General features: G+C 38.4%; 10 protein-coding genes, 1 tRNA gene and 1 pseudogene. 8 read left to right on the forward strand and 4 right to left on the reverse strand.

Features of this window, described 5'->3' with window-relative positions:
- Positions 1-12: 12 nt before the first annotated feature.
- From B9Y81_RS10205 to B9Y81_RS10215, 3 genes are all read right to left on the reverse strand, one after another.
- Complete coding sequence (locus B9Y81_RS10205; RefSeq protein WP_085537749.1) at positions 13-1,581, reverse strand: M81 family metallopeptidase; 1,569 nt, start codon at positions 1,579-1,581, stop codon at positions 13-15.
- Positions 1,582-1,637: 56 nt separating this feature from the next.
- Positions 1,638-1,838 (reverse strand): hypothetical protein, encoded by a 201-nt coding sequence (locus tag B9Y81_RS10210; RefSeq protein ID WP_085536839.1) that lies wholly within the window; start codon positions 1,836-1,838, stop codon positions 1,638-1,640.
- Positions 1,839-2,247: 409 nt separating this feature from the next.
- On the reverse strand, positions 2,248-2,793 hold the full coding sequence (locus B9Y81_RS10215) for an RNA polymerase sigma-70 factor (protein ID WP_085536840.1): 546 nt from the start codon (positions 2,791-2,793) through the stop codon (positions 2,248-2,250).
- A 197-nt stretch (positions 2,794-2,990) separates the two neighbouring features.
- Between B9Y81_RS10215 and trxA the strand changes: the two genes are divergently transcribed.
- The 8 genes and pseudogenes from trxA to B9Y81_RS10255 all read left to right on the forward strand — a co-directional run bounded on the left by trxA (position 2,991) and on the right by B9Y81_RS10255 (position 14,082).
- Positions 2,991-3,464, forward strand: coding sequence for a thioredoxin (gene trxA / locus B9Y81_RS10220; protein ID WP_085536841.1), 474 nt, complete (start codon positions 2,991-2,993; stop codon positions 3,462-3,464).
- Positions 3,465-3,476: 12 nt separating this feature from the next.
- On the forward strand, positions 3,477-3,845 hold the full coding sequence (locus B9Y81_RS10225; RefSeq protein WP_085536842.1) for a MarR family transcriptional regulator: 369 nt from the start codon (positions 3,477-3,479) through the stop codon (positions 3,843-3,845).
- 108 nt (positions 3,846-3,953) lie between these two features.
- A complete protein-coding gene (gene lpxK, locus B9Y81_RS10230) occupies positions 3,954-5,063 on the forward strand; it encodes a tetraacyldisaccharide 4'-kinase (RefSeq protein ID WP_085536843.1) in 1,110 nt (369 codons plus the stop codon).
- Entirely contained in the window at positions 5,056-6,075 is a 1,020-nt protein-coding gene (gene thiL, locus B9Y81_RS10235) for a thiamine-phosphate kinase (RefSeq protein WP_085536844.1), read from the forward strand. Before lpxK ends, thiL begins: the two co-directional genes overlap by 8 nt.
- A gap of 76 nt (positions 6,076-6,151) precedes the next feature.
- Positions 6,152-6,224: transfer RNA gene (locus B9Y81_RS10240), tRNA-Phe, on the forward strand.
- Between the two features lie 361 nt (positions 6,225-6,585).
- A pseudogene (locus B9Y81_RS15540) lies at positions 6,586-11,409 on the forward strand (RecQ family ATP-dependent DNA helicase).
- Between the two features lie 195 nt (positions 11,410-11,604).
- Positions 11,605-12,294: a response regulator transcription factor gene (locus B9Y81_RS10250; protein ID WP_085536845.1), complete on the forward strand. Its 690-nt coding sequence runs from the start codon at positions 11,605-11,607 to the stop codon at positions 12,292-12,294.
- A gap of 18 nt (positions 12,295-12,312) precedes the next feature.
- The gene (locus B9Y81_RS10255; RefSeq protein WP_085536846.1) at positions 12,313-14,082 is read left to right on the forward strand and encodes a sensor histidine kinase; all 1,770 of its coding nucleotides are present in this window, start codon (positions 12,313-12,315) and stop codon (positions 14,080-14,082) included.
- A 136-nt stretch (positions 14,083-14,218) separates the two neighbouring features.
- Here the strand turns inward: B9Y81_RS10255 and pgl are convergent, their stop codons facing one another.
- Entirely contained in the window at positions 14,219-14,920 is a 702-nt protein-coding gene (pgl, locus tag B9Y81_RS10260) for a 6-phosphogluconolactonase (RefSeq protein ID WP_085536847.1), read from the reverse strand.
- Positions 14,921-14,928 lie beyond the last annotated feature (8 nt).

Below are 14,928 nucleotides of genomic sequence, written 5' to 3' on the forward strand. Positions count from 1 at the left end.
ATATGGATTTGTTTATCTGCCATATAGGTGCTTTGCCGAAGGAACAAATATTACATTAAGTTCCGGCTCCGGCATATTATCCTTGTCGATGGGATACATAGGTCTGATGATATTCTTATATGGAACACTCTTGAAATCTTGGTCAACACCACCACGAGTGAGGGCCATTACCCAATCTGCCTTCATATTGTACCACTGGTTCACTAAATAACCCTGCTTTGGCATAACAATATCCATCTCACGAGGATCTACTCCCGTATTTTCCAGAGGAGGTGTTGGTGAAGAAGTTCCTACCACTACATAAACACTCCCTGTTTTGATGATGGCTATGTCGCTTTGTCTTCTTCCGTAGGGTGTACTGCTTTGGGATGCTTGGTCTTGCTCCGGACTGACATATACTACTGTTCCCGATAATAAAACAGGAGGTTCATAGGCGTTATCAGTCATTGCTCCCACATAAGCTTCGGCTTGACCGCCAACGCCTACTTTACGAGCTGCCTTAACCATTTCTTCTCCCGGAATTGAACAATAAAGCAGGCTTTTGCCATTTGGAGACTGAAACTCCGGACGTTTTAATACGCGAGCTAATGTCCAAGTAACTTCTCCTGATCCACCACCACCGGGATTATCTCCCATATCACTTATAAAGAAAGGTTTCTTGTCACTTGCAATAGCCAAGTCAAGACATTTTTCGAGCGGATAACCAGGTGCCTCTAAAGAGAATTGGTCGCGAACATCCCAAAATTTTTGAGCAAGCTTTTTCGCACCGGCACCAACTTGTTCCTTATCATCACCATATACCATTACTACTCCTTGGTTACGGCGGTCATCTCCCCAAACATAACCAATCCAGATACCGGCGTCTATCACACCCGGCATTGCCTCCACTTCGGGCACTAAGGCATAAAGTGATTTGGCAGGTTCAACCCGAGTACTTGACCATTCGCCGGAAACAAGTACCGGAACTGCTACCCAAGCCTTATACGCAGGACGTCCTTTTCCGGATGAAATACGCTCAAGAAGATTAACCACTCCACGGCGATGAGACTCCCGGCTGTCATCATGGGGAGCTTTACGATAGGTAGTGATCAAGTCTGAATTCAGCGCAACTTTCAATGACGGATTACCATGAAGATCCATTGTTGTAGTTGTAAGAATATCGTTACCAATTATTTGGCGTATCTTTTCCATGAATTCTCCTTCCGGATCCTCAACACCTTCCACGCTACACGCTCCATGCATGTAAAACCAGAAAGCATCGTAAGGCATGTTTTCCTTGATCATTTCAAGTGTTTTATCCACAAACTCATTGTACGATTCACGTGTAACCGGTCCACGTCCACTACCGCGCCCCATCAATGTAGGAAACCATGTGGCTGCCTTTCCCAAGGTTGAGTCCGGGTTCAGATAATCCGGCATATAGATCGGATTTCCAACCATTGCCTGTCGGTTAGGCATAAAAACACTGTTTTCAATTTGTATACCTGCGATGCCGATACGAGGTTTTTTTTGAGCCATAACATGGCTGCCCAACGGTACAGATAACAAACAAGTAAGCAAAAACAAAATACTTTTTTTCATACGATTATAGATTATAATATATAATTTCACCTTTAGCTTATATTATGTGCAAGGTCTCACTCTATTGACCAGAAGGTGCGCAAGTTTCCTGATAGTTCGGATTCTTCAATTTGCCATAGGGATATATCATACAACTTTCGCATAGACAGTAGTTTTGTTTTATGCGCGGTGTCTGATTTAACCCAAGCGATGACCTGCTTCTTTTCCTCTGTAGAAGCATTGCCCGAAAGATATTTATTTAATAGTTCTTGGTCCATTTTTATTTTAACATTGCATGATAGTACCCTCTAACTATTAAAGACGATTCACGTTGAAATAACCCTAAACTGGCTCTTAATTGTTTTTTGGGGAAAACAGAAATAACGGCAGGTTGCATGGGGCAAATGGATTATCCGGAGGGAATTATTTTCTTCTTGTTTTGACGTTAAAAATCGGGGTTAAATTGCTGTTTTTTCGGCAACTTCTATATTGTTGATAATCAGCGGCCTGAATCCCTCGAAAAACATAAAGGTTATTTTTCGAAAAATAAAGGATATCTTTTCAAAAATAACCTTTATGTTTTTATTTATATAGTATTGCGAAAAATCACCCTCTTTTTTATGCTGTTTTGGTTACCCGGATTTGTAGCCGAAATAAAAATAAAATAATACCACCAATCGAAAAAATTTATTTAACCTGATAGTCTTTCAAATTAGTCAACAAAGCCTTTAATACTTTTGAAATGTGGTATTCAATACTTTTTATGGATAGACCTAATTCAAGTGCTATTTCTTTATTGCTTTTATTACCAAAACGGCTTTGTTCAAAGATTAAACGGGTTTGCGCTGAAAATTGACGTAATGTATGTTGAACAATCTGCTGTATCTCTGCCGTAAAAATTTCTTGCGGATCACATGCTTCCAGCATGGAAATACGTAATTCAAGCTCCTCTTCGTAACTGTTTTTTATTTCGTAATGCGCATTTTCTCTAATAGCTTCATGCTTCAGATAGTCAAGCGATTTGTTTTTAAGTATAGTTAAGAGAAGAGCCTCGGCAGACCTTATATGCTCCCTTCGCAACTGTTCCCATGTCTTTATTAATGATTCGGAAACAATATCTTCTGCAGCAAACTCATCGTGCACATAAGATTTTGTAAAGAAAAAAGCTCTCTTATAATATTGTTTATAGAGAGATTCGAAACTAGTGATTTGTGTTGAATTTACATTCTGCATCTATGCTCTTGTCCTATTGTAGACAAATATAAATACTTTTCTTTAGCGAATAGAAATCTTTTTTTATTGTTTCTAACTTTCAATATCATTTATCGGATGATAAGCAATTTCTATGTTTGATTTGTTCCTTTGGAAAATATTTGTAACTTTGCAACGTTAATGATTTGAACGTTCGGTTAATAACAAATAATTAAATAATGAAACGAATAATTTATGCTGTTTTGCTTGTATCGTTTGTGTTTGTTTCCTGTAATACACAGGCAAAAGAAACAAAAGAAGCTAAACTAACAGACAAAAAGGAGGTTGTAGTGAAAACAATAAAATTGACAAAAGCGGATTTTTTAGCTAAAGTGGCTAATTATGAAACAAATCCGGAAGAATGGAAGTATTTGGGTGATAAACCGGCTGTGATTGATTTCTATGCAGATTGGTGTGGCCCATGTAAAGCTATTGCACCGGTATTGGAAGAGCTTGCCACAGAATATGATGGCGAAATTTATATTTACAAAATAGATACGGAAAAGGAACAGGAACTGGCTGCTGCTTTTGGAATTCGCAGTATCCCTTCATTGCTTTTTGTTCCGATGAGTGGAGATCCTCAGATGGCTCAGGGAGCATTGCCAAAAGCAACATTGAAAGAAGCTATCGACACTGTTCTGTTGAATAAATAAGATTGGACAAAAATGATTGATAACGCTTTGTGTTCCCTGAGAGACATATATCGTGCGATCAGGGAATTTGAATTGGAGTTTTCACAAAAGCATGCTCTAGGTTTGAATGAGGGCATGCTTTTGTGTACATTGTGTACTGAAATGTACTCTTCGAGTGAGATTGCTGCAAAATTGGGCCTTACTAATTCAAATGCTTCAAAAGTAATTCGCTCTGTAGAGGAGAAAGGGTTAATAGAAAGACGTTTAGGGACAGAAGATAAACGTCAGATGTATTTTGTGTTGTCTGCTGCGGGTAAGGGTAAATTAAAAGAAATTAAAGATGCAGATAGCGAGATTCAAGAAATCCTGATGCAAATTATAAGTAAAAAGGCTGCTCAGTGAAATAAGTTCTTTATCTTTGTTTGCAAATCCATGAGAATTAGTTGAATAAAGCTAATTGTTCTCGGAGTTTGGACGAAAACCAGGCTCTTTATATGAACCCTTTATATCATGATGCATGCCGGAAAATTAAATTATTTGTTGTCGCCGTTTTCTCTTTTATATGGAATAGGGATAGGACTGAGAAATAAGTTTTTTGACTGGGGGATTTTGCCTTCGGAGCAATTTCCCGTTCCGGTAATTTGTGTGGGAAATCTTGCCGTAGGTGGTACAGGAAAAACGCCACATACCGAGTTTTTAATTCGTCTTTTGAGAAAGAAATACAGAATTGCCGTGCTTAGTCGTGGATATAAACGAAAGAGCAAGGGATTTTTATTAGCCGGCCCTCAGAGTACGAGTTATGATATTGGAGACGAGCCTTACCAAATTTATACTAAATATCCGGACATTTTAGTAGCAGTAGACGCAGATAGGAGAAATGGCATTCGTAATTTATTGGCGTTGAGCAATCCCCCATCGGTGATTCTTCTTGACGACGCTTTTCAGCATCGGTATGTAACGCCTTCTTTTTCAATCGTTCTGACAGAGTATTCCCGTCCGTTTTATTTGGACAAGCTACTGCCTTTTGGTCGGTTACGTGAAGGAAAATCCGGAATTCATCGCTCAGACGCCGTGGTTGTAACAAAATGTTGTAAAGACATCAAGCCGATTGAATATCGGATTATCGAGAAAAACATGTATCTCACCGCTCACCAGATTGTATTTTTCACGTCTGTGGTGTATGGTGAAATGAAACCTGTTTTTCCGGGAGAGGCAGAACCTTGGTCTTTGTTAGACATCCGTGCAAACGACTCTGTATTGCTGATTGCCGGCATTGCTTCTCCGGATGGCTTCATCAAAGAGATGAAGAAATACACGTCGAATGTAGTTCCTTTGATTTACGCGGATCATCACTTTTTTGACAAGCAAGATATCACCCATATCGAGAAGACTTTTGACGAGATAACCTCTTTAGGGAAGGTTATTATCGTTACAGAAAAAGATGCGGCACGTTTCAGAAGCATGTATGAAGACATTCCTGAAACTATTCGCCGGTCAATTTATTATCTACCAATCACAATAGACTTTTGTACGCGCAGTAAGCAAGAGTTTGAAGAAATGATAAACAGACATATTATCTCATTTCAACGTGAAAATAGTTTAAAAATAAAAAATGAATAGAACTGAAATCGCGACATTAGGTGAATTTGGATTAATTCGCCACCTCACGGATAAAATAGAACTAACAAACCCAAGCAGCCTGAAAGGTGTAGGAGATGATGCTGCTGTATTGGAATATAAAGATAAGCTTACGCTTGTTTCGACCGACCTATTAATGGAAGGTGTGCATTTTGACTTAATGTACGTTCCTCTTAAACACTTAGGGTATAAATCCGCCATTGTAAATTTTTCGGATATCTACGCCATGAATGGCCGTCCTAAGCAAATGACCATTTCTTTAGGTATATCCAAACGATTTTCAGTAGAAGACCTCGAATCATTTTATGAAGGTCTGAAGCTTGCCTGCAGTATCTACGGTGTAGATTTGGTTGGAGGAGATACTTCGGTATCATTGACCGGTTTTACCATTAGTGTTACATGTATCGGAGAGGTTGAAAAAGGAAAAGAAGTCTACCGAAGCGGAGCAAAAGAAACCGATTTAATATGCGTGTCGGGCGATTTGGGAGCGGCCTATATGGGCTTACAGTTATTAGAACGTGAAAAACAGGTTTATAAAGGAGAGGCGGATTTCACCCCGGATTTCTCAGGGAAAGAATACCTGCTGGAGCGTCAGTTAAAACCCGAAGCCCGGAAAGATATAATAAATGAATTAGAAAAAAACAATATAAAGCCAACCGCAATGATTGACATATCAGACGGATTAGCATCCGAACTGTTGCATTTGGCCAAAGAAAGTAACGTAGGCTGTCAGGTATATGAAGACCGCATACCAATTGACTTCCAAACCGCTGCAATGGCAGAAGAATTCAATATGAATCTTGCAACAGCAGCCCTAAACGGAGGAGACGATTACGAACTACTATTCACAGTACCCCTCTCCCTGCACGAACAAATTTCCGCGATGGAGGGAGTAAAAGTAATAGGACACATCACCAAAGCCTCCTTAGGCAATTATCTGATAGGTCGAGACGGCGGAGAAATCGAAATAAAAGCCCAAGGTTGGAATAAATAACAATAAAACAGCAAAAAAACCCCAACCCGCTTGCAAATTAAAAAAGATCGCGTATCTTTGCACCCGTTAAAACAACGGTGCCATAGCTCAGTTGGTAGAGCAAAGGACTGAAAATCCTTGTGTCCCCGGTTCGATTCCTGGTGGCACCACTTTTAAAAATCATAAAATCCCTGAAAGTTAATTACTTTCAGGGATTTTTGTTTTATAATCGGCAAAGCAAAGTTTAGCAAAGCACAACGAAGGTCGGTGGTTTATTCGGAGCTAGGTGGTTTGATTTGGCTTGTTTCAATATCTATCCGGTTTATGCATGGTAAGCTCGATTATTCTCTTTATTTTGCATATCGAATTTACCGCCCATTTTTATTAGCTTACACAGCATTGTCGTTTTTATGGGATGATTCCAACAAGGTGAATAGCAAGAAGATTTTGTGGTTGGAAAATTTGTAGATTTACTAACGGAATGAAAAGGATTAAGGGAGCATATTATAAAAAAAATTAAAGATATAGTTTATGGTTGAACGCCGGATCACATTCGTTGATATCGAAATTGAATGCAAGAGCCAAAAGATTCTTGATATTGGTAGTATTAAGAACGACGGCAGTTCTTTTCATAAGAACTCCGTTACGGAGTTTATGCAATTTCTTGATGGGACACAATTTATCTGCGGACATAACATTTTCAAACACGATCTAAAATACATTGGCAACGCCATTTATGAAACAGGAATAAATCAGGCAAACATTATTGATACTTTATTTCTTTCTCCTTTGCTCTTCCCAACAAAACCATATCACAAATTATTAAAAGACGACAAACTACAATCGGAAGAAAAAAATAATCCGTTGAATGATTCTATTAAAGCAAAAGAACTATTTGATGACGAGATTACCGCATTCAAACAAACCGACAAAGCATTACAGGAAATTTTTTATTTATTGTTAGCTGAAAAGAAAGAATTTCGAGCCTTTTTTCAATTTATTGATTACGTAAACGAAAGCACGAATGTTGAAAAAATTATTCGCAAAAAGTTCGAAAATGAGATTTGTGAACACGCTGATTTGAGAAATATCATCTCAGAACATCCGATAGAACTTGCTTACTGTCTTTCTTTGATTAACTCTTTTATCCACAATAAAGCAACACACTCAATAACACCTCCTTGGGTGTTGAAAAATTATCCTGAAGTGGAACAAATCATGCTGCGTTTACGGAATAAGCCCTGTGTATATGGTTGCATATATTGCGATAAAGCGTTGGATGCGAATAGTGGATTGAAACACTTTTTTGGTTACGATTCTTACCGGACTTATGGTGGAAAACCGTTACAGGAAAATGCGGTTAAAGCGGCTATTTATAGCAAATCTATACTTGCTGTTTTTCCTACCGGTGGTGGAAAATCTATCACTTTTCAAGTTCCTGCGTTGATGAGCGGTGAAAGTGTCAATGGTTTAACTGTTGTCATTTCACCTTTGCAATCGTTGATGAAAGACCAAGTTGATAATCTCGAAAAAAATGGAATTACGCAAGCTGTTACCATTAACGGTTTGCTTGACCCTATCGAGAGAGCAAAATCTTTTGAAAGAGTAGCAGATGGTTCTGCGTCTATCCTTTATCTTTCTCCCGAAGCCTTACGTTCCCGAACCATTGAACATTTGCTTTTGGGGCGTAAAATTGTGCGCTTTGTTATAGACGAAGCACATTGTTTTTCTGCGTGGGGACAAGATTTTAGGGTAGATTATTTATACATTGCCGATTTTATCAAATCAATTCAAAAGAAGAAAAACCTGGAAGAGGGAATTCCTGTTTCTTGTTTCACGGCAACAGCAAAGCAAAAAGTGATTGAAGATATTTGTACCTACTTCAAAGAAAAACTTTCTCTTAAACTTGAATTGTTTACCTCAAAAGCGTCAAGAACAAATCTTCAATATAAAGTTTTTGAAAAAAGTAATGAAGATGAAAAGTATTTAGCAATAAGAGATTTGATAGAAAAAAAAGACTGTCCTACTATTGTGTATGTTTCAAGAACACGTACGGCAAACCGCCTTGCAGTAAGATTAGTAAAAGATGGATTCAATGCAAAATCATTTCATGGAAAGATGAATGCTGATGAAAAGATCGCTAATCAAAATGCGTTTATTTTGGGCGAAGTGTCCGTAATGGTTGCTACATCTGCTTTCGGAATGGGTGTCGACAAAAAAGATGTCGGCTTAGTAATCCATTATGATATTTCTGATTCGCTCGAAAATTATGTACAAGAGGCGGGTAGAGCCGGGCGAGATGAAAGTATTGTTGCCGACTGTTTCGTATTATTCAATGAAGAAGACCTTGATAAACATTTCATTTTATTGAACCAAACCAAACTTTCAATCAAAGAGATTCAGCAGGTTTGGAAAGCGATAAAAGAGATAACAAAATTTCGTTCTACCGTTTCAAATTCAGCTTTAGAAATTGCCAGGAAAGCAGGTTGGGACGATAGTGTTGCTGAAATTGAAACAAGAGTAACTACCGCCATAGCAGCGCTGGAAGATGCCGGTTATCTGAAACGAGGACAGAATATGCCGCGAATTTTCGCAAACAGCATTCTGTCCAAAAATGCACAAGAAGCAATTGATATAATTAATGCGTCGGAGAGATTCCAGGAAAAACAAAAGGAAAAAGCGATCCGAATTATCAAAAAACTGTTTTCAAGCAAAAACAGAAAACAATCGAGCAATGAAGTGCCTGAGTCGAGGATTGATTATATCAGTGATCATTTGGGGATTGTAAAAAACGAAGTTATAAATATAGTCAATCTTCTGCGTGAAGAAAAAATTCTGGCAGACACAAAAGATTTAACGGCTTTCATCAAAAAAGGAGAAAACAAAAACCGTTCGCTCCATATTGTTAAAGAATTTTGTCAAATCGAAAATTTCTTGTCTTCTCTTTTTGAAGAACAAGAAAAATCGTTTCATTTAAAAGAGATCAATGAAAATGCTGAGATAGCCGGATGCGAAGACATTACGACCAAAAAGATAAAAACTATACTCAATTTTTGGGCAATTAAAAATTTGATTAAGCAGAAGAATTTAGCCTATTCAAAAAACAATATAGCTGTACTTAGCCTTTACCCTAAAGAAGTATTGCAGGAGAAATTAGATAAACGGCATGAATTAGCCTTATTTATAGTTGAGTTTCTTTATGGAAAAACCAAACGGAATGTATTGTCAGATGAGATAGATAAAGAGGAAGTGCTGATTGAATTTTCTGTTCACGAATTAAAAGATACCTTTGAAAATTCGATTATCAGTTTCGGAAATAAAGTTTCAATTGAAGACATTGAAGACACGCTGTTTTACTTATCAAGAATTGAAGCTATTAAAATTGAAGGCGGCTTTCTTGTTGCTTATAATAGCTTGACAATAGAACGTTTGGAACAAGACAACAAGAAACGTTATAAAAATGACGACTATCAAAAGCTGAATCAATTTTACGAAAACAAAGTTCAACAAATTCATATCGTTGGCGAATATGCTAAAAAGATGATTAGCAACTACAAAGAAGCATTGCAGTTTGTTGATGATTATTTTCAGTTGAACTACAGTTCTTTTCTCAATAAATATTTCAATGTCAGCCAACAGCATGAAATCAAACGCAACATAACTCCGGCTAAATTCAAACAACTTTTTGGAGAACTTTCACCCGCTCAATTGAGCATTATAAAAGATAATGAGGCAAAAAACATTGCTGTTGCTGCCGGACCCGGAAGTGGAAAGACAAGGGCTCTGGTTCATAAACTTGCATCATTACTTTTAATGGAAGATGTAAAGCATGAACAATTGTTGATGCTTACTTTTTCACGAGCCGCTGCAACCGAATTTAAGAAGCGACTGCTTCAACTTATTGGTAATGCAGCAAATTTTGTGGAAATAAAAACCTTTCATTCTTATTGTTTCGACTTGTTGGGTAAAGTCGGAAATTTGGAAAAATCAGATGAGATTTAAAAAAAGACGATTAAAAAAATCAGAAACAAAGAAATTGAAATAAGCAGAATCACAAAAACAGTTTTGGTAATTGACGAGGCACAAGATATAGATTCTGATGAATTTAGCTTGATAACGACTTTAATGGAGCAGAATGAAGAGATGCGAGTAATTGCTGTTGGAGACGACGACCAAAACATTTACGAATTCAGAGGAGCGAGTTCGCAGTATCTCGAACAGTTTATCAAAGAAAATAAGGCTGCGAAATATGAGTTGGTCGAAAATTATCGAAGTAAAAGTAATCTTGTTGACTTCACTAATCAATTTATAAAAACAATTCGGAACAGATTAAAACAGACGCCAATTATAGCTCAACAAACGGATAATGGAAAAATAAAATTGGTTCGTCATCAAAGTGCGAATCTAATCCTTCCACTTATAGACGACATACTTTCTGCAGAACTTACGGGTACAACCTGTATACTCACAAAACAAAATGAAAAAGCCGAACAGATAGCCGGGTTACTTCTAAAAAACAAAATACCTGCAAAATTAATTCAAACCAACGACGGCTTTAATTTGTATAATTTAGTGGAAATTAGATTCTTTTTAAGTTGTCTTAATTTGGCAGATGATGTTTTCACAATCAGCGATGATAGTTGGGATAAAGCTAAACGAGAACTGAAAAACAGGTTTCAAAACAGCACGAAATTAGAAGTATGCAACAATATTATACGAGATTTTGAGGCGACCAATCCAAAAACAAAATATAAAACCGATTTAGAAGTCTTTATTCGTGAATCGAAGTTAGAGGATTTTTTTGATGAAAATGGAGAAACAATCTTTGTTTCAACCATCCATAAAGCGAAGGGTAAAGAGTTTGACAATATCTTTTTAATGCTTGAAAATTTCAATCCGACAACTGATGAGGCTAAGAGACAATTGTATGTGGCTATGACAAGGGCTAAACAAAACCTGACTATTCATATAAATTCTGATTTTCTGGACAACATTTCGACCGCAAAATTAGAGCGGATTGTGGATGAGAAAATGTATTTGCCACCAAAAGAGATCGTGATGCATTTAACGCATAAAGATGTTTGGTTGGACTATTTCATTAACAAACAACACCTAATTTCTCAACTCACAAGTGGAGATGTTTTAGTTTTCAATGGCACATCATGTTTAAATTCAAATGGAGAATCTGTTTTGAAATTTTCGACTAAAATGACCGAAGAGATTCAAAACAGAAAGGAAAAAGGATTTGAATTGAAAACCGTAAAAATAAATTTCATTGTTTTTTGGCAGAAAGAAGAATTGGATAAAGAAATTAAACTAATATTACCCGAACTTTATTTTACAAAAGTGCTGTAGTTGTTCGTGAGAATACTAAACTATAAGCCAAGATAAGGTTAAGGCACTCGTTCCGGCAGGTAAAGGGAGTGTCTTTACGATCAGGTTGTAAACGCAGCCGTAACTCCAATGTAATACGTATTTCACTATACCGAAACAATCATAGCGTTTCTTTGTATAAAATAATTATTTTTGTAATAACTAATTCAAAGACCTATGGCAGATACACCACGCATTCTTGTTGTTGATGACGAAGAGGATCTATGTGAAATCCTAAAGTTTAATCTGGAAACGGAAGGTTATGAAGTGGATACGGCACTTAATGCAGAGGAAGCATTAAAACTGAATCTGAGCAGCTATAATCTTCTTTTACTCGATGTCATGATGGGTGAAATTTCAGGCTTTAAATTAGCCAGCATATTAAGAAAGGATCCTTCTACGGCAAGTACTCCTATTATTTTCCTTACGGCAAAAGATACTGAAAATGATATGCTGACCGGTTTTAGTCTTGGCGCGGACGATTATATTTCCAAACCTTTTTCTATCCGTCAGGTGATTGCACGTGTGAAAGCGGTGATCAGACGAACGGCGGATAAACCGACAGAACAAGAGAACAACCTCCTTGAGTACGAAACGCTTACGCTTGACACCAAACGCATAAAGGCAACGATAGACAAGCAGGAAATACCGCTTACGAAGAAGGAATTTGAGATACTTCGTTTGCTACTGGAGAATAAAGGCAGCGTTTTTTCACGTGAAGAGATACTTTCACGCATCTGGAAAGATGAAGTATATGTACTCGACCGAACGGTAGACGTTAACATTACCCGGTTACGAAAAAAAATAGGTCCTTACGGCAAGAATATCGTTACCCGTTTGGGTTTTGGATATTGTTTTGAGTATTAACAATAAAGAATACAGGAAATGGGAGAAATAATGCCCAAACAGAAAAAACGAATCTCTTTTAGTTTACGACTCTTTTGGTCGGTTTTCGCGATTTTTCTGGCGTTTATTACCTGTTTCCTGATCTTCCAGTATCAACGCGAACGTGAGTTTGCGCAAGAAAAGCTGAATATTGTACTAACCAACTACAACCACCAGCTTTTTTACCGCCTCTCACAAACAGACAATCAGGAAAAAACAATCAAAGACTTTACGCAGGAGATACCGCAACATGATATTCGTATTACGATCATCTCGCCCGAGGGAAAGGTTGCTTTTGACAATAGCGGTGCTGAAAATCTCGACAATCATAACAACCGCGCGGAAGTTCGCAAAGCACGGTCCGGCAAAGAAGGCTACTCCGTGCGCTCTTCCGGTTCCACAGGCAAACGTTATTTTTATTCCGCCAGTAATATCGACGGATATATCTACCGCACCGCGCTTCCGTATGATATGTATGTGAAAGATGTGTTGACAATCAACTTTGACTTCATCTACTTCATGTTATTCATGACGTTGTTGTTCTTTTTCGTTCTTTCGCGCTTTACATTTAGTATAGGGAAAACAATTTCAAAATTGCGTGACTTTGCGCTGAATGTGGATACCGATCATATTTCGGAGGTAAGATACACCTTTCCGGATGACGAACTGGGTGATATTTCGCAAAACATCATCACGCTTTATCAACAACAACAAAAGGCCAAAGACGAGGTGTCCATGGAACGGGAAAAGCTGATCAAGCATTTTCAGTATTCCAAAGAAGGGTTTGCCATGTTTACCGCCGATGGTAGGGAAATTCTGTCCAACAACCTTTTTATTCAATACCTCAACCTGATTTCAGACACGCGAATCGATCAAACAGAAGGCGCGCTGGGTATAGAGGAACTTAAACCGATCGCACATTTTCTGAATTCGAACATACATAATCCGAACAGAAAAAAGCAAGTACTTCCCGAGTCTGTAACGATTGATAAAGAGGGTAAAATATTTCTGATCGAGTGCATCCTTTTCTTAGACAACACCTACGAACTTTCCATTAACGATATTTCCCGGCAGGAAGAAGAAACGCGCATGAAACGGCAACTTACACAAAACATAGCGCATGAACTGAAAACTCCTGTAAGCAGTATACAAGGTTATCTTGAAACAATCATATTAAACCCCGGTCTGTCTGAAGAAAAGAAACGTTTCTTTATTGACCGGTGCTATTCACAGAGCAGCCGACTAACGGATTTGCTACGGGATATTTCCGTACTCAACCGGCTGGACGAGGCTTCGGATATGTTTGAACTGTCCGAAATCAACATCGCCCGACTTATCGGCGAGATACAAAAGGAATGCTCCAAGGAAATGGATGAGAAAAAGATTAGCGCAGAAGCTATTTTGCCCGGCAACCCCAGCGTATACGGCAACTATTCGCTACTTTATTCTATCTTCCGCAACCTGTTCGACAACGCGATTGCTTACGCCGGTGAAGAGATCAAAATTACCATTAACTGCTACCGGGAGGATGCTAAATTTTACTATTTCAGTTTCTCCGACAATGGTATAGGGATTGATGAAGAGCATATCAATCGTATTTTCGAACGTTTCTATCGTGTGGACAAAGGGCGTAGCCGGAAAATCGGAGGTACCGGCTTAGGTCTTTCGATTGTTAAAAACGGCATCAACTTTCACAAAGGACACATCTACGCCAAAAGCAGTCCCGGAAAAGGCGTAACTTTCTTCTTTACGATCAAAAAAAGGGTGTAAAAACCCGGTTTTCGAAAGCCTTGAAAATCAGGCTATGTAGAGGCTGAAAAACATAAAGGTTATTTTTCGAAATATATCCTTTATTTTTCGAAAAATAACCTTTATGTTTTTAAAGACATTACTATGTCTTTTTTTTCTATAAATATTCGGTATAGAGCGTTACATCTGTAGCCTTGGAAACAACATAGATGGCAGGGGTGGGATGTTTAGTATAATCCGACTCTTCCAATGCCGAAATAACAGCACTTTTACCCGAACCTAAAACCGGCACAAGCAATGGCGTATCGTTCAGAATCACAGGTCCGGTCATCGTTACCCGAATCTGTCCGCTTTCGGGATGGGCAGCCGTGGCATAGCTTCGCGGGTCTGTAAGCAAGGGCATTGTATGCGGAAAAATCGATGCGGTATGCAAATCGTTTCCTACACCCAGAATTATACAGTCAAACCGAGGCTTGCCGTTGTTTATGGAAACAGCCCCTTCTACCTCTGCCGCATAACGCACCGCCTCCCCTTCCGGTTCGTTTTCACCCTGAATACGATGAATGTGTTTTCCAGCGATATTCAACGGCTCGAACAGTAAACGCCGGGCATGTCCGTAGTTACTGTCCGGACTATCCGGTGCCACGCAGCGTTCGTCTACCCAATAAAAGTGCAAACGCCCCCAATCCAAAGTATCTTCATACTCGCTAACCCAAAGGTCATACATCTGCTTAGCAGTTTCGCCACCTGAAAGTGCCAGGTTGAAGCGTCGTTCAGCCTTTGCTTCCATAAGGGCAATAAGATGGGCAGTCAATGCTCTGAGTGCTTCCTGTCCGGTAGTATGCTTTTCAGTTTTCATATTATTTT

This window comes from Massilibacteroides vaginae, from assembly GCF_900178525.1.
GTDB classification, from domain to species: Bacteria; Bacteroidota; Bacteroidia; order Bacteroidales; family Tannerellaceae; genus Massilibacteroides; species Massilibacteroides vaginae.